The following is a 16,697-nucleotide window of genomic DNA, read 5'->3' on the forward strand; positions in this document are numbered from 1 at the left end:
ACTAAATTTTCTGCGTGAATATATGTAAGCCTTTACAATATCAAACAGATTGGTGGGGTAAGTCATGAAAAAATTGCGTAAAGTCAAATCTCAATGGTGTGCCGTTTTGGTTTGCGGTCTGTCCGCAGCTATGCTGACTGCGGCACCGGCACCTTCAGTTTTTGCGGAAACTACCGGAGCGAATGCAAGCAGCACCATTGGGAGCGAGTCGTCCCAAACAGAAACACCGGATATAATTGAGCAATCATCCATCCTCTCTGAGGATACAGACAAAACTGCTATTCCCTCAGAGGAAACAGTAACTGCAACACCAAATCTTTCAGAAGATGCCCTTTCGGATAGCTCTTCGGAAGAACCTGGAGAAGATATATCAGCAATCAAGAATGACACTCCTACAACAAGCGAATCAATTCCAGCAGCTATCGAATCCAGTACTCAATCAAGCGATCCCACTAAGATTCAGTCTGCACCCACAATGGAAATGACGGCAGCGCCATCAACTTTACCCGAAGTGAAGGAAAGTGCTTCTGACATTGCTGTTTCCTACACAGCCGTCATTGCCAAAGGGGATTTTACGCTCGACAGTCTTCCTTGGGGCTACTCAGGCTATGCATTCCGCTACATGACGAACGATTTTGTAGGTCAAAAAATCGAGGTAACCAGAGAATCGCAGAACGGTCTTTACGCATTGGCAGTGCTGAACGGAGAAAAGTTGGGTTGGGTCGACAAGCGCGCCTTATCCGATGTAGTCGTCATTCCTAAGGTACGAGACCTAGCATCAGCGATTGCCGTGGATTACACTGCACGCATTAACGCAGCAAATTTTTCGATTGATAGTCTGCCATGGGGTTACTCGGGGTACATGCAGATGACGACGAGCGCAACTTATTTGAATCAAAAAATTCAGGCCGAAAAGGAAAGCCCAAATGGTCAGTACGTGCTGATTTCCCTCAATGGAGAAAAGTTAGGTTGGATCGACAAGCGCGCTCTGTCGGATATTTACAGTCAGCCTAAAGTGCAGGATATTGCATCAGCTCTGACGGTGGACTATGCCGCCCGGATTGGCGCAGCCGGTTTTTCCATAGACAGCTTGCCGTGGGGCTATGCCGGTTATGCTCAGATGACAACGAGTTCGGCTTATTTGAACCAAAGTGTAAAGGCAGTCAAGGAGACTGCTAACGGCCTCTATGCGCTGATCGCATTGAACGGCAACAGATTGGGGTGGATAGATAAACGGGCACTGACGGATATCTATATCCAACCAAAAGTACAGGAGTTGGCAACGGGGATATCCGTAGATTATAAAGCGACCATAGCAGCCCTTGGATTTTCTATCGACAGCCTGCCATGGGGTTATGCCGGGTATGGGCAAATTGATACGACCAGCAACCATATCGGAGAACGAATCCAAGCTATTCAAGAGTCGCTGAATGGACTTTATGTTTTGATTTCTTCCAATGGGACCCGATTGGGATGGGTTGATAAACGAGCACTCACCGATATCGCCGTTACGCCAAAACTGCAGGATGTAGCATCTGCAGTCGTTGTTGCTTATACGGCAGCCATCACTTCGCCGGGCTATTCGATCGACAGTCTGCCGTGGGGTTACGCCGGCTATCAACAGATGGCCACTTCAACCGACTATCTCGGACAACGATTTGAGGCGGTGAAAGAAGCAGCCAACGGATCGTATGTGCTACTTTCCCTGAACGGCAAAAAATTAGGTTGGATCGATAAAAAAGCTTTGGGGGATTTCAGCTACAGATCCCAGGCACAGAATATATCCGGCGGAACCGCCGTGAGCTATTCACCGACAATCGCTAAAGCGGGTTTTTCGGTCGATACCTTGCCATGGGGCTATGCTGGTTATCAATGGCGTACGAGCACGGACAGCTATGTCGGACAGAAGGTCGATGCGATCAGGGAATCCGCTGACGGTCATTATGTCCTTCTTTCCCTGAACGGCAGCTACATCGGTTGGGTGGACAAAGCCGCTCTTTCAGGTTTGCCAACCTATGCAAAAGGTCCGGATTGGACAGTGATCAACGGATATTTCCGTAGCAATTCGGGCGTCAATTACTACATTGGCAACAGTTATATCATCGTCAGCTTGAGTCAACAGAGCGTCTGGGCCTATAAAGGCGAGACGATGCTTGTTTCCGCTCCGGTCATCACCGGTAAACCATCGGCCAATAACGCAACGCCGCGAGGCTTGTTCTATATTCAGCCGTTTAAACAATCGCCATCCGTTCTGATCGGTGAGGACTATGCTTCACCCGTCAGCTTCTGGATACCGTTCGTGGGAAACATGGTGGGTTTGCACGATTCGCCTTGGCAGACGCATGGCTATGGCGGCGATATCTACCTCTACTACGGATCGCATGGTTGCGTCAACACACCGTATGAAGCTGTCCGGACGTTGTATTACAGTTATCCGGTTGGTACACCAGTTGTTGTCTATTAGATTTCTAAAAGCAGAGATGGGCAATCCAGCCGTCTCTGCTTTTTGTGACACTAGGGCAGTAAAACGTTATACTTATGGAAACAATCAGGAGGGTGATGGGAATGAAAATAGCCTTGCTTCAGATGATGGTCACAGCGGATAAGGAAACGAACCTGAAACGTGCAGAGGAAATGGTCAAAAAAGCAACCCAGGGTGGAGCGGATATGGCGGTGCTCCCGGAAATGTTCAATTGTCCTTATGATAATGCTTATTTCAGAGAATACGCAGAGCCGAAAGGCGGAGAAACCTACCGAAGGCTCGCAGAGATGGCGAAAGAAAATGCCATCTATGTGGTCGGCGGATCGGTTCCTCAGATCAAGGAAAACAACATCTACAACACAAACTATACATTTGATCGCCAAGGCAACGAAATCCACGACTACAGCAAAACCCATTTATTCGATATCCAGGTAGAGGGCGGGCAAGCGTTCAGAGAATCCGATACGTTGACTCCCGGGGACGGGCTGGGCGTGTTTCAGACAGAATTCGGACTGTTCGGCTTGGGTATCTGCTTTGATGTTCGATTCCAAAGCGACTGGCAGCTGCTCCAAAAACAAGGAGCCCTCGTTTGCATTGTACCCGGTGCATTCAATATGACGACCGGCCCGGCCCATTGGGAATTGCTGTTCCGAGCCCGCGCAATCGACAATCAGCTGTTCATGGTGGGGGTCAGTCCTGCTCGTGACCTCGATTTCAGTTATCATGCTTACGGCCACTCGCTAGTAGCGGATCCTTGGGGAAGCCTTCTGACCCAGCTGGGTTTCGAGGAAGATATCGCGATTGTGGAGATAAATCTCGAACGCGTTGCCTCCGTCAGAAGGCAAATCCCTATCCTCATTCCAAATGAAATGATAAAGAACCCTTAAGCTTTCAGAAATCCGGGAAGAAACGCAGTTCTTTGTGTACCGGAGCACTTACTATTTTGCTATAATAAAATCATGCAAATGCATCAGCTGATGCCATTCTGCAGGATATGGCCGAAAAAAACAGTTGTTTTATCACCTATATGTGAACTATACGATTTGAGAGAAGGAATCCTTTATGTCCAACGAGAAAATGTATATGACTGTCGACGGAAATACGGCCGCAGCCTATACATCTTATGCTTTTACTGAAATTTCAGGGATTTATCCCATTACACCCTCTTCCCCGATGGCCGATTCTGTCGATCATTGGGCGCAGGAAGGCCGCAAGAATATCTTTGGTCAAACCGTAAAAGTGACCCAAATGCAATCTGAAGCCGGCGCGGCGGGTACTGTGCATGGCGCCCTGCAAGCAGGCGCTTTGGCATGTTCCTATACATCATCGCAAGGATTATTGCTGATGATACCCGACCTGTACAAAATGGCCGGACAATTGTTGCCATCCGTCATCCATGTAGCGGCGCGTGCGTTGGGGGGGCATGCGCTTTCTATCTTCGGCGATCACTCGGACGTGATGGCCTGCAGACAGACCGGCTATGCTTTGTTGGCTTCCTCGAGCGTACAGGAAGCGACGGACTTGGCAGCTGTCGCCCATTTGGCGGCAATCAAAGGGCGCGTGCCATTTTTGCATTTCTTCGATGGTTTCCGGACTTCGCATGAAATTCAAAAAATCGAGGTCCAATCGTATGACGACCTAGCGGAAATGCTGGATCAGGATGCTTTGAAAGCCTTCCGTGACCGCAGTCTCAGCCCGAACCATCCGACATTGCGGGGAACGGCCCAGAATCCAGATGTCTTTTTCCAGACCAAAGAAGCCGCGAACAGATATTATGATGCTGTTCCGGAAATTGTCGAAGGATACATGGAAAAAATGAACCAGTTGACCGGCCGGGACTACCGCCTGTTCAATTATTACGGTGCTGCGGATGCAGAGCGGGTCATCATCTGTATGGGCTCCGTATATGAAACAGCCTGCGAGACGGCAGATTACCTGAATCGCTTAGGGGAAAAAGTAGGTGTCCTCAATGTGCATCTTTACCGTCCATTCAGCGTCGGACACTTTTTGAAGGCTTTACCGGACTCAGTAAAACGGATTGCGGTACTTGACCGCACGAAAGAAGCCGGCTCCATCGGCGAACCGCTCTTTTTGGATGTCGTCGCGGCCTTCAACAATCGAATCGATCGTCCGATGATCATCGGCGGCCGTTATGGCTTGGGTTCGAAGGACACAACGCCGGAGCAGCTGTTCGCAGTTTATAAAAACCTGAAGAAGGAGGAACCGAAACATCCCTTCACGATCGGCATCAACGATGATGTCACCCACCTATCGCTTGCGATCGATGAACAGATCGACGTCCGTCAGGAAGGCACGTTCGAGGCGCAGTTCTGGGGATTCGGTTCTGACGGGACAGTCGGGGCCAATAAAAATTCGATCAAAATCATCGGGGATCATACCGATATGCACGTACAGGCTTATTTTTCCTACGATTCGAAAAAATCGGGTGGGGTCACCATTTCCGATCTGCGTTTCGGCAAGGAGCCGATCCATGAGCCGTATTTGATCGAAAAGGCTGATTTCGTGGCTTGCCACAATCATGCCTACGTAAAAAAATACGACATGCTGAAGAACCTGAAGCCAGGCGGCGCTTTCCTGTTGAATACCAATTGGCGCGCAGAGGATCTCGAAATGCGTTTACCTGCCAAGATGAAACGGTACATCGCCAAAAATGAGATTGCCTTCTATACGATCGATGCCATCAACCTTGCCAAGGAAATCGGCCTGGGCGGACGGATCAATACAATCTGTCAAGCAGCCTTCTTTAAAATACTGCCGGTCATACCTGCTGAAGAGGCCATGCAGTACATGAAAGAAGCGGCCCACAAGTCATACGGGCACAAAGGCGAAGCAATCATCTCCATGAACGAGAAAGCGATAGATGCCGGCATGGAAGCAGTCCAAAAAATCAGCATTCCGGAAAGCTGGAAAGATGCACAGGATGAGCCCGAGGTATTGAATGACCACCCGGACTTTGTCCGCAACATCGCCAACATGATGGAGCGGATGGAAGGCAACCAATTGCCTGTCAGTGCCTTTTTGGACCGGGCTGACGGAACTTTCCCTCAGGGGACGACACAATACGAGAAACGCGAAATCGCTGTCCAGATCCCGATCTGGAATCCCGAGGAATGCATCCAGTGCAACCAATGCTCCTTTGTTTGTCCGCATGCCGCCATCCGACCGTTCCTGGCTACCGAAGACGAGGCAGCCAATGCACCTGAAGGCGTGGAATTCCTTGATGGGATGCGCCCATACAAAGACTACAAATACCGAATCCAAGTGTCCGCTGCCGACTGCACGGGCTGCGGCATCTGCGTCTTGACTTGTCCTGCCCGCAAAAAAGCGATCGAGATGAAAAACCGCGAGGATCATCTGGAGGAAAACAATAACTGGGATTACATGATCCGTCTGCCGCACAAGGAAAATCCTGTCGGCATCAACACAGTGAAAGGCAGCCAATTCGAAAAACCGTTGTTCGAATTTTCAGGTGCCTGTGCTGGCTGCGGCGAAACGCCATACATCAAACTGGTCACCCAAGTGGTGGGGGATCGCATGCAGATAGCGAATGCGACAGGTTGCTCATCCATCTACGGCGGATCGGCCCCTTCCACACCGTATACGACAAATGAATCCGGCTGCGGGCCATCATGGGCAAATTCCCTGCTGGAGGATAATGCGGAATTCGGCCTTGGGATGCACCATGCAACGAAACAATTGCGCCAACGGACACTGGAATTGACAGGTGAGCTTCTGAACCTGCAGATCGACGATTCGCTCAGAACGGCCGCCACAGCTTGGACTGAGGGATTCAGCGACAAAAACAGCGCCCGCAAGTTAGCCGAAGCGTACATCAAGGCTTTGGAAACTGCTGACACAACAGATCCGAAAAACCAACAATTGGTCCACGAGCTAGTGGACTATAAAGATTATCTGATGAAACGTTCCACTTGGATGATCGGCGGAGACGGCTGGGCCTATGATATCGGCTTCGGCGGAATCGACCATGTTCTCGCAAGCGGGGAAGATGTGAACATCCTCGTGCTGGATACGGAAGTCTATTCCAACACAGGCGGACAGGTCTCGAAATCATCCAACCTGGGTGCCATCGCCGAGTTCGCTTCCGGCGGAAAATCCGTCCGCAAAAAAGATTTGGGCATGATGATGATGAATTACGGGTATGTCTATGTCGCGCAGATTGCGATGGGCGCAAACCCTAGGCATACGCTGAAAGTCATCTCCGAGGCGGAAGCCTACGATGGTCCTTCCATCGTCATCGCCTACTCGCCATGCATCAGCCACGGCATCAAGTGCGGGTTGACCGTATCGCAGGAACACGAAAAAGATGCTGTGGATGTCGGCTATTGGCATCTTTACCGCTTCCACCCGGAAAACAAACTGAAAGGGAAAAACCCGTTCAAGTTGGATTCCAAGGAACCACAATTTGAACGATTCCAGGATTTCCTGATGGAAGAGGTCCGCTACTCTTCATTATATAACCAGTATGATGCTGAACATGTACAGGCGATCTTCGATGAAAGCCTCCTGGCAGCAAAAGACCGTTATCAGTCCTATGCACGCTTGGATTCTTATACTGACTAGCTCCAATCCGGACCAGACACCGCCTAATCGTGGTGTCTGGTTCTTTTTTCGCGTTCAGTCAAGCGTCCAAAGTTACGACTGCGTCCGTAATGTTTTGAGAAAAGCGACAGGTAAGGCTATAATGGAGGAAAGAAAGCGCTTTTGGAGAACGGTTTTGCAAAGGAAGCGAGGAAGCATCATGACGGCAGAAGTAGGGATATTGAACGCGAACGGATTGGTACTGGCGGCTGATTCCGCTTTGACGATGGGGAACAGCGAACAAATGAAAATATTCAATTCCGGCAATAAGATCTTTTCGCTCGGACCGAGCCACTCGATTGGTATCATGATGTTCGGGAATGTCCAATTCATGGGGATTCCATGGGAAATCATCGTAACTGGCTTCCATCAGAAAATTGGGGCACGGCCGTTGAATACAGTTTGGGATTACTGCACGGAATTCTTCAATTATCTAGAGAGTGTGGATGAAATCTACTCCACGATCTTTACCGAAGTGCTCATCATCGGGTATGCAGAGAATGTCAGCAATATTTTGGAGAATACGACATATATACCTTCACCCGGTGCATTCACTCTGGCCGATTACCAAAAGGCTGTCGAGGAAAAAATTCCGGCGTTGCTGAAAGAAAGCGAAAAGATGAAGAGCATCACCAAAAAGGCGCCGCTCAAAGCCTTCTCTGACCGTTACGGGGAGAAGCTGGATGAAGTTTTTAAAGAACTTTTCGATACCGTATTCTTGGGCTTGAACCTCTACGATAAATTCAAGCCGGATCTTTACAAAATCGTGCGGAATTATGTTTACAGCGACAGCTATTATCCCGACACGTACTCAGGTCTGGTGATCGCCGGCTTCGGCTACAACGAGTTGTTCCCCAGCATATACCAGTACGACATATCCGGCGTCGTCGATAGAGTGATCAAAAAACGGCTGACTGTGCGCCAGATCGTGATGAACGATTTCGCCGAAGACAGGTGTTCCTCAGCCATCGTCCCGTTTGCGCAGCAGGATATGGTCCATACGGTCATAAACGGCATAGCGCCTGATTTGGAGGCTGACCTCGGGGAATTGCTCCGCGCCACACTTGAAAAATTTGTTTCGGAATTGACCGAGAAAAAATTGTTGAAGGAAAGCGATGCTCCGGAAATCAGCAAATTAAAGGCGACGCTGATCGAATCGGGCTTGAATGCCTTCGAAAACATGAAACAGGAACGGCATTTGACCCCCGTATTAATGACGATCGATTCGATGCCGAAAGAGGAACTTGCTTTGATTGCGGAGACGTTGGTCAATATCACTTCCTTCAAAGGGAAAATTTCCTTTTCCATGGAAACGGTCGGCGGACCGATCGATGTGCTCTTAATCACAAAAGGGGACGGCCCGGTCTGGGTCAAGCGGAAGAACTTCTTCAATCCCGATATCAATCGCCTGCGCTGATGGGACAGAAAATTTTCCCCCAAATTTCCGGACTTGGTGTAAAATGAATGAAATGAAGTTTATGGAAGGTGTTATTATGTATCTGAATATTCAAGAAACAGCCGACTATCTGGAAGTGCCGATCAGCGAAATCCATCGTTTGATCCGCGAGCGTCAAATCCGCACAATCAGCGTGGATGATGACATACTGCTGAACCGCGATCAGTTCAATTTTTTCATCGAGCAAAGGGAAAAGTACAAACACGAATTGGAGGCCTATTTAAATACGCCTTTGCCAGAAGATCCTGACATCAAGGACGAGGATTGAAAAAAGCAGCGGGCTCTCTTTTGAAGAGAGCCCGCTGCTTTTTTCGTTTTTGAAGGTGATGATTTGATGGGCTTACAGGTTTTGTTGGCGTCGGTATTCTGAACGCGAGAGGCCGTTTGCTTCCGTATTTTCGACAGCCGGCTGTTCCGGTGTGAAGACAGCTTTCGGTTGTTTGGGGTGCTGCTTGGCAGGCTTTACGGTAGAGCGCTTCTTGCTTTTGAATTTGCCCGATTTGAACAGATCCAGCGCAAGGAAGACCGCTGCTGCGATGAAGAGACCGTACGAGAGGGTGCCCATCCATCCGGAAACACCCAATAGGTCGTCCAGCGTTGTCCGGAGATGGATGTATCTAAACAGTGCCCCCAAACCTGCGCACAGGATCGCTCGTTTGCTGTTGCCGCTGGTCACTTTCAAGCGTTTGTTGCCCTCCATAAGAATACTGAAGACAGCAATCGCATAACTGGCGAGTGCGGCGTACAGAAGCAGGCCGTTCTGCCCCGTGGTGTTCGCCAATAAGGCGCCGGCCATCGTTTGCGTATCCAGAAAAAGAAACAATGTGCCGAACAGTGCGCCGAGTACGCCGTTTCTGATATGAGTGCCTTGCTTCTTCAGCAGTTTATTCAGATTAGCCGAGAAGGAAAGGAACGCCAGTGCGTAGCAACCGATAGCCAAATAGAGTGTCAAATCGGAAATGCCTGTTCTGGCAGTTATCAGTTGATCGCTGGCTGTTTGGGTGTGCAGATAGAGGAAACCGGTCCCAAGAATCAAGCCGGATACGCCGCTGCGGAATCGGGCATTCGCTTCGCGTTTCTGCCTGCTTTTCCCAACCAAGACCTGGAGAGTGGCCAAGCTTAAAAAGGCGAGCGAAAGATAGAGGCCAAGATCCGGAATGCCGATGATGCTGCCGACAGCAGTGGCTTGCTGCAGGTATCCGAAGAGTACGCCGAGAAATACTGATGTAAATGGAAATCTGGATTCCTTGCCGTTGCGTTTTTTCATGATATGGATAAACGTCAGGACGAGAATAAAAACGAAGATGATCGGGTAGGTCATACCTATTCCCCCTTGTATGTCTATTTGCTCAAAACAATAGTTGCAACGAAACTGCTTTTGTTGTTCAGGAGCATTCAATGGACATCATAACACAGATTTATGATGCATTTGTTTCGGAATGACGATTATTTTGTTAAGAAAGTATGACCTAGCCAAATTATTGTTTGAGATAAAGCGCGACTACAATATCAATTGGCACAGAAACAGCAGACCACTTTTTACGGGTGGCCTGCTGTAATTTTTTGAACTTTCAATAATTGGGCGGCGAATCTTCCGTCTCATCAGGCAATGCATCATCCCAACTTGTATCGATCGCATATTCTGACCCAAAGTCTTCATATTCCGTGTCGAAAATATCCGAGTCGCCCAACTGGGATAATGCGAAGTTAATCAAACGGATCAACTCTTGTGTGTCCGTCAGTTTCAATTTATCCCGATTCTGCAGAATCGTGGTGCGGTCTTCCATTTCGTCGGGACTGGCATTTTCCGCGGCTACACAAATCGGATAGCTACAATCTTCTCGCGGCACAACCATCTCCGTGAGGTGGATATCCACTTCTAGGACTGCATCCGTGAAATAGATGTAGGTCGCCGCATCATCGATATCGGTGAAAAATTTCTGAAGCATCTGGTCCTCATTTTCTGCGCTGTCGTTTTCATCGTAATAGTCGTAGTCATTTTCTTCGATTTCATCCACGTCTTCACGTTCCTCATCGGAATATTCCCTGAGGTCGCTCTCGTCCGTATAATCTTCCAAGGTGTCCAACGGTGTCTCCTCGATGATGATGGGAAGCAGGTCTGTGCCGCCGGAGCGCGTGATTTCAAAACGGTGTTCAAAAAACCCGCTCCAACTGAATGCCGCTTGGATGATGCTGTTGAAGTCGTAGAAAGTCTCATCGCTGTTCACCTGGATATCCCGCCATATAGGCACGCCGATGTCGCGGACAGCAATCCTGAATTCATAAATCATCTTGACCACCCCTGTTCTCTGCTTTACTCAAGTATAACCCTTTCTCAAGGGTGCGAGCAAAGATTAACACACGGCTTTTTTATTGGAAATGCAAGGTTTTGAAATGCAGTTTACAAATCTATTTCGTTATAATGGTACTGACAAAGGTTTTTCAGGGAGAGAATGTGATAATGGAGGAGGAAGTTGTATGTTGGACAGTAGATACATCAGCGCTTATGGATTGACGAGTGAGGAAATCGACTATTTACGCAAATGCAGCGAAGGGATAGAGTGCGAGCTGTTGACTGTAGGGGATTATCGCGATTTGATGTCAACAGGCCATTTCCTGTCCATCATTACCACGGAGAGGCTGGATAAGGAAGCCGTTGTCGTACTGTCGGAATATTTCCGGGAGGTCGACGGCAATTTGACAAAAGTGATATTGGTTGGCCCGGTGGTGGACGGATTGACGGAAGCCGCACATGCAGAAGCTTTTGAAAACTTTTCCGAACTGAAGGACAAGTTGCCTGGGCTCTTGTCGAAGGCAAACCAGAAAGCGAAAAGTGACGAAGCCACGATCCATACACTTTCCAATATTATCCAGATCCGGGATCTCATCGAAAAAAATCCGGAAACCACGACACAGAAATTGGCGAAAGCCATCGACAAAAACGAAGCCACCATCAGAAGGTATATTGAGATTTTGAGGATCATGGGAAATCAGATAGATTATGATCCCAACAGGAAGACATGGTCTTGTAGGCAATAACCCGGATTAGGTCAAACTGTATCAGCCGAACTAAGGCCAAGAGAGGAGCCTGTGTCATGTATCCAGTCGTTGCAAAATTATTACAATCTCCAGAGCCATCCATCCGGTATGCAGCCAGGGTCCGGTTATTGGGAGAAAATCCTGATTCATCCGAAATCGGCGAGCTGCTGTCGGAAATAAAACATTCAGATCGGGTCAATAAAATCCTGAGCAAAAAAGATGCCTCCGGACTGTTGCTGCCGTTGGACAATCCATACAAAAAATGGGATGGCGCGCATTGGGCTCTAACGCTTTTGGCTGACCTCGGCTATCCAAAAAACGATCCCACTATCTTGCCGATAATCGACCAAGTCTGCAAGCAGTGGCTGAAACCGGAATTCTGGGAAAATGATCCTGTCAACGGAAGGTTCCGAAGGCATGCCTCTCAACAAGGGAATGCCTTGTATTCCCTGTTAAGCTTAACCGATCAGTCCAGGATGGAGTCGGCAGTGTTGTTGGTGGATTTGCTTTTGAAATGGCAGTGGCCGGATGGCGGATGGAACTGTGATCCGAATCCGCAGGCTGACGATTCGTCTTTCACTGAATCTTTGATCCCATTGCGGGCATTGGCTCTCTACGGAAGGAAGACTGGTGATAAGGAGGTTATGGAGGCATGTGGAAAAGCAGCCGAGGTCTTCCTGTGCCGCCACCTTTTCCGCAGGCGTTCGAATAACAGGATCATCAAGAGCGATTTCACATTATTGCATTATCCTTGTTATTGGCACTATGATATCCTCTTCGCCTTGAAGGTCATGGCAGGGATGGGGATCGTTAAAGACAGTCGTTGCGATGATGCGTTGGAGCTGTTGGAATCCAAACGGCTCCCGGATGGCAGCTGGCCGTTGGAAGCAAAATATGGCCGAACGCTTGATGAAAAAACTGCAGATAGACCATCAAACAGTACTTATCTGGATTGGGGGGAAGTGGACGGCAAGAACGGCAATGAGTGGGTAACATCAGATGCCTTGTACGTATTGCGCGCAGCAGGAAGATAAAGTGTACTCTGCTATTGATCAGCACCCTGACAAGGATCCATTCAAATTATCCCTGCCTCCTGCAAACAGTGTCCCTTCAACGAAAATCTATGGTACACTGATATTGTCGCTTGATTCAGCCTTTTACTACGCAGAAAGGCTATGTATTATTAATTATACTTCCAAAAAAGGAGATGATTTGTTGGGGAATTTTTCCATTGCGGTGAATGCAGTAATGCCTTTATTGTTGTACATGTTGATTGGGCAGGGATTATTGCGGGCCAAGCTGTTGGACGGCACGACTTATCAAAAATTGAACAATGCCATTTTTCGGTTCTTTTTGCCGATCAATCTCCTTATGAACGTTTACGAAGCGGACGTGAGAAGTACTTTCAGAGTCGATGTGCTTTTTTTTGCTGTCGGACTTACTTTAAGTTTCTTTTTGCTTTTTGCATTGTTCATTCCGCGGATCGAAAAGGACAATGCCAAACGCGGTGTGATGCTGCAAGGGACATTTCGTTCCAATTTCGTCCTGTTCGGATTGCCGATTGCTACTTCGTTGTTGTCGGAAAGCCAATTGGGGATGACCTCGATACTGATTGCAGTCATTGTTCCCTTGAATAATGTCCTGTCCGTTGTGGCACTTTCCATCTATTCGGATCATAAAATCCAACCCGGTCGCATCCTATTGGATATCCTTAGGAATCCGATGTTCATTGGTACGATAGTAGGTATCCTGATCAGCCTGTCCGGATTGAAATTCCCGCTGTTCCTCGACGATACGCTGAGTGGCATCAAAGGGCTGGTCACACCTCTAGCACTGATTGTCATGGGCGGTACTTTCCGCTTTGATGCTTTGAATAATGCGCGGATCCAACTGGCAATGACGGTATTCTTCAAGTTGGTTTTGATCCCAATAATCGGTCTGACGCTGGCTGTCCTCTACGGATTGACCAGAGAAAATTTGGTGCCGATGATGACGATGCTGGGCGGTCCAACAGCCGTATCCAGTTACACGATGGCGCAACAGATGGGCGGGGACCCGGATTTGGCGAGTCAAATCGTCGTTTTCACTACCATCTTTTCGATGTTCAGTTTGGTTGTGTTCATAACGGTCCTGAAATCATTATTCTTGATTTGAATACAATGTAAGGAAACAAGAGCCTGCTGCAGAAGCAGATTCTTGTTTCCTTTTTTGTCCATTCGCGTTCGCCTATGGCCCGGTGAAAGCTTATAATGGATGTATAAGGAACACAACCATCTTATGACAGGGGACGATAAAGATGATTATCATCGGGATTACCGGAGGATCGGGAGCCGGCAAAACAACCGTAGCAAAAACGATCGCGAAAAGACTGGGCAAGGGCAATGTCGTCTATGTATCGCAAGATTGGTACTACAAGGATCAGACGCATCTGAGTGTGGAAGATCGCGTAAAATTGAATCTCGATCACCCCAATGCGTTCGATAACGAACTCTTGATTTCAGATTTGGCCAAACTCCGTTCAGGACAAGATATTGAGGCGCCGATCTACGATTTCAGTGTGCAAGCCCGTTCGGACAAGGCAATCACTATCGAATCAAAACCCGTTGTCATATTGGAAGGCATTCTGATTTTAGCCATACCCAAGTTAGTTTCCATGATCGACATCAAAATTTTTGTGGATGCGGAACCGGACATCCGCCTGATCAGAAGAATCGAAAGGGATATCCGCGAACGGAACAGCACGTATGAGAGTACGATTGCCCGCTATCTGACGACCGTAAAACCGATGCATGATGCCTTCATCGAGCCGTCCAAAGTGCAAGCCGACATCATCGTGCCGCGTGGGGGCCAGAACGACATCGCAACCGATATGCTGGGAGACTTGGTGGAGCACTATAGCCATCATCATGTCTAAAGAGTAGTATGTTCCCAACAGGTAATTCTTTTAAAATTATTTCATGAAAAAGGATTAGAAATAGACAAGAAAACAGAAATAGTATATAGTGTTCCTATGCAGTAATACTACTGTCAAAAAAGCAGAACACGCATCGAAATGAGAGGATCTATTCAGTGGACAACACAGAATTATTGACGCGATTTAATCTGACCAGGCACGAAGCAACCATCTACCTGACCTTGCTGTCGGACGGGGACCTCAACGGCTACGAAGTATCGAAAATAACCGGTATTTCACGTTCGAACGCCTATGCCTCATTGGCTTCGTTGGTTGAAAAAGGAGCGGCCTTCATCATCGAAGGGGAGACGACCCGATACACTCCAGTACCTGTGGAAGAATTCTGCGGGAACAAAATCCGATCCCTTCAGGAATCCAAGCAGGAATTGATCAAGAATATCCCTCAAAGAAGAGAAGATGCGGAGGGGTACATAACCATCACAGGCGAACACCGTATAATGGACAAAATGCGCAATATGATTTCCGAATCGAAGTCTCGCGTCTATTTGTCCGTTTCCGGTAATATTCTGCCGGAACTTTTGAAGGAAATGCAGGCAGCGCATCAGCGCGGCATAAAGCTGGTCGTCATAACCGATACTCCGTTCCCTCAGGAGGGGATGACCGTCCATCTTCTGGAGAAACCGAAGAAGCAAGTAAGGATCATTGTGGACTCCACAACCGTTCTGACTGGAGATATCGATGAGGGCGAGTTTTCCACCTGCCTGTATTCCGGAAAGAAAAATGTAGTTGATTTGTTGAAAGAATCTTTGCAGAACGAAATCAAAGTAGTCGAAATGATGAGAGGATTTGAAGCGAAATGACAAAAAAAGTATTTGTTGAAAAAGAGCAATTGGAAGAAATCGTGCAACAGTATCCTACACCCTTCCATTTATATGATGAAAAAGGTATCCGTGAGAATGCGCGCAAATTGAATGCGGCTTTCTCCTGGAACAAAGGCTACAAGGAATACTTCGCTGTGAAGGCAACACCGACACCGGCCATTCTGAAGATTCTGAAGGAAGAAGGCTGCGGCGTTGACTGTTCGACTTACACAGAGCTGATGATGTCAGATGCGCTCGGCTTCAAAGGCGATGAAATCATGTTCTCCTCGAACGTGACGCCTAAGGAGGATTTCCAATTCGCCCGCAAAATGAATGCGACCATCAATTTGGACGACATTACCCACATCGATTTCCTGGAAGAGGCAGCCGGATTGCCGGAAACGGTCAGCTGCCGTTTCAATCCAGGCGGCGAGTTCACGATCAATAATGAAATCATGGACAAACCCGAAGACGCAAAATACGGCTTCACACGTCCGCAATTGACGGAAGGCTTCAAAAAGTTGATGGCAAAAGGCGTGAAACACTTCGGCCTGCATTCATTCTTAGCAAGCAACAACGTTGCGGATGAGTACTATCCGATCCTGGCAGGCATCCTCTTCCAGACTGCCGTTGAACTGAAGGAAGAAACCGGAGCGGATATCACGTTCATCAACCTTTCAGGCGGAATCGGCATCCCGTACCTTCCGGATCAAAAAGCTGCGGATGTAGCGAAAATCGGTGAAGGTGTCCGAAAGGCCTTCGAAGAGATCATGGTGCCCGCCGGCTTGGGCGATGTCGCGATCTATACGGAGCTGGGCAGATTCATGCTTGGGCCATACGGTTGTTTAGTGGCAACGGCCATCCACGAAAAGCACATCTACAAAGATTACATCGGTCTGGATGCCAGCGCAGTCAATTTATTGCGTCCGGCAATGTATGGCGCTTATCACCACATCACCGTGATGGGCAAAGAAGATCAGCCAGCAGACCACCTATATGATGTGACCGGCGGATTGTGCGAAAACAACGACAAATTCGCCATCAACCGCATGCTGCCTAAAATCGACATCGGTGACTTGGTCGTGATCCATGATACAGGAGCGCACGGCTTCTCGATGGGGTACAACTACAACGGAAAATTGCGCTCGGCCGAAATCCTGTTGAAGGAAGACGGTGGCACGGAAATGATCCGTCGCGCGGAAACACCAGCGGATTACTTTGCAACGTTCGACTTCACCGGTCTTTTCAAAGACGTGAAATAAACGGAATCAAATAAGAGGGGCCAACGAGCACATAAACTGTTCGGTGGCTCGTCTTTCTTTTGCT

Annotated in this window: 13 protein-coding genes; 11 read left to right on the top strand and 2 right to left on the bottom strand. The window is 48.4% G+C overall.

The window, feature by feature from the left end; translation table 11 throughout:
* The first annotated feature begins 64 nt into the window (after positions 1–64).
* The 5 genes from AC0J5I_RS12210 to AC0J5I_RS12230 all read left to right on the top strand — a co-directional run bounded on the left by AC0J5I_RS12210 (position 65) and on the right by AC0J5I_RS12230 (position 8,826).
* On the top strand, positions 65–2,464 hold the full coding sequence (locus tag AC0J5I_RS12210; protein ID WP_475300191.1) for a L,D-transpeptidase family protein: 2,400 nt from the start codon (positions 65–67) through the stop codon (positions 2,462–2,464).
* A gap of 101 nt (positions 2,465–2,565) precedes the next feature.
* On the top strand, positions 2,566–3,369 hold the full coding sequence (locus AC0J5I_RS12215) for a carbon-nitrogen hydrolase family protein (protein ID WP_475300193.1): 804 nt from the start codon (positions 2,566–2,568) through the stop codon (positions 3,367–3,369).
* Positions 3,370–3,559: 190 nt separating this feature from the next.
* On the top strand, positions 3,560–7,084 hold the full coding sequence (gene nifJ, locus AC0J5I_RS12220; protein WP_475305707.1) for a pyruvate:ferredoxin (flavodoxin) oxidoreductase: 3,525 nt from the start codon (positions 3,560–3,562) through the stop codon (positions 7,082–7,084).
* Positions 7,085–7,262: 178 nt separating this feature from the next.
* Positions 7,263–8,519, top strand: a complete 1,257-nt coding sequence (locus AC0J5I_RS12225) for a hypothetical protein (protein WP_475300195.1) — start codon at positions 7,263–7,265, stop codon at positions 8,517–8,519.
* A gap of 76 nt (positions 8,520–8,595) precedes the next feature.
* Entirely contained in the window at positions 8,596–8,826 is a 231-nt protein-coding gene (locus AC0J5I_RS12230) for a MerR family transcriptional regulator (RefSeq protein WP_107995239.1), read from the top strand.
* Between the two features lie 72 nt (positions 8,827–8,898).
* Here the strand turns inward: AC0J5I_RS12230 and AC0J5I_RS12235 are convergent, their stop codons facing one another.
* A complete protein-coding gene (locus AC0J5I_RS12235; protein ID WP_475300202.1) occupies positions 8,899–9,879 on the bottom strand; it encodes a hypothetical protein in 981 nt (326 codons plus the stop codon).
* A gap of 250 nt (positions 9,880–10,129) precedes the next feature.
* Positions 10,130–10,849 (bottom strand): IS1096 element passenger TnpR family protein, encoded by a 720-nt coding sequence (locus AC0J5I_RS12240; protein ID WP_475300205.1) that lies wholly within the window; start codon positions 10,847–10,849, stop codon positions 10,130–10,132.
* 187 nt (positions 10,850–11,036) lie between these two features.
* Between AC0J5I_RS12240 and AC0J5I_RS12245 the strand changes: the two genes are divergently transcribed.
* The 6 genes from AC0J5I_RS12245 to AC0J5I_RS12270 all read left to right on the top strand — a co-directional run bounded on the left by AC0J5I_RS12245 (position 11,037) and on the right by AC0J5I_RS12270 (position 16,633).
* Positions 11,037–11,597 (top strand): hypothetical protein, encoded by a 561-nt coding sequence (locus AC0J5I_RS12245; RefSeq protein ID WP_475300209.1) that lies wholly within the window; start codon positions 11,037–11,039, stop codon positions 11,595–11,597.
* Positions 11,598–11,653: 56 nt separating this feature from the next.
* Positions 11,654–12,631 (top strand): hypothetical protein, encoded by a 978-nt coding sequence (locus tag AC0J5I_RS12250; protein ID WP_475300212.1) that lies wholly within the window; start codon positions 11,654–11,656, stop codon positions 12,629–12,631.
* A gap of 181 nt (positions 12,632–12,812) precedes the next feature.
* Positions 12,813–13,751, top strand: coding sequence for an AEC family transporter (locus AC0J5I_RS12255; RefSeq protein WP_475300217.1), 939 nt, complete (start codon positions 12,813–12,815; stop codon positions 13,749–13,751).
* A gap of 142 nt (positions 13,752–13,893) precedes the next feature.
* Positions 13,894–14,511, top strand: coding sequence for a uridine kinase (gene udk / locus AC0J5I_RS12260; RefSeq protein ID WP_475300221.1), 618 nt, complete (start codon positions 13,894–13,896; stop codon positions 14,509–14,511).
* 155 nt (positions 14,512–14,666) lie between these two features.
* Positions 14,667–15,371, top strand: a complete 705-nt coding sequence (locus tag AC0J5I_RS12265; protein ID WP_475300224.1) for a TrmB family transcriptional regulator — start codon at positions 14,667–14,669, stop codon at positions 15,369–15,371.
* Positions 15,368–16,633: a diaminopimelate decarboxylase family protein gene (locus AC0J5I_RS12270; RefSeq protein WP_107995244.1), complete on the top strand. Its 1,266-nt coding sequence runs from the start codon at positions 15,368–15,370 to the stop codon at positions 16,631–16,633. Before AC0J5I_RS12265 ends, AC0J5I_RS12270 begins: the two co-directional genes overlap by 4 nt.
* The last annotated feature ends 64 nt before the right edge of the window (positions 16,634–16,697 follow it).

It is taken from the genome of Trichococcus sp. TS_SC_9 (genome assembly GCF_056156325.1).

Coding starts and splice junctions, on each gene's coding strand:
- AC0J5I_RS12270 (WP_107995244.1), top strand. CDS start 15,368: ATGACAAAAAAAGTATTTGTTGAAAAAGAGCAATTGGAAGAAATCGTG.
- AC0J5I_RS12250 (WP_475300212.1), top strand. CDS start 11,654: ATGTATCCAGTCGTTGCAAAATTATTACAATCTCCAGAGCCATCCATC.
- AC0J5I_RS12210 (WP_475300191.1), top strand. CDS start 65: ATGAAAAAATTGCGTAAAGTCAAATCTCAATGGTGTGCCGTTTTGGTT.
- AC0J5I_RS12245 (WP_475300209.1), top strand. CDS start 11,037: ATGTTGGACAGTAGATACATCAGCGCTTATGGATTGACGAGTGAGGAA.
- udk (WP_475300221.1), top strand. CDS start 13,894: ATGATTATCATCGGGATTACCGGAGGATCGGGAGCCGGCAAAACAACC.
- AC0J5I_RS12240 (WP_475300205.1), bottom strand. CDS start 10,849: ATGATTTATGAATTCAGGATTGCTGTCCGCGACATCGGCGTGCCTATA.
- nifJ (WP_475305707.1), top strand. CDS start 3,560: ATGTATATGACTGTCGACGGAAATACGGCCGCAGCCTATACATCTTAT.
- AC0J5I_RS12225 (WP_475300195.1), top strand. CDS start 7,263: ATGACGGCAGAAGTAGGGATATTGAACGCGAACGGATTGGTACTGGCG.
- AC0J5I_RS12215 (WP_475300193.1), top strand. CDS start 2,566: ATGAAAATAGCCTTGCTTCAGATGATGGTCACAGCGGATAAGGAAACG.
- AC0J5I_RS12230 (WP_107995239.1), top strand. CDS start 8,596: ATGTATCTGAATATTCAAGAAACAGCCGACTATCTGGAAGTGCCGATC.
- AC0J5I_RS12235 (WP_475300202.1), bottom strand. CDS start 9,879: ATGACCTACCCGATCATCTTCGTTTTTATTCTCGTCCTGACGTTTATC.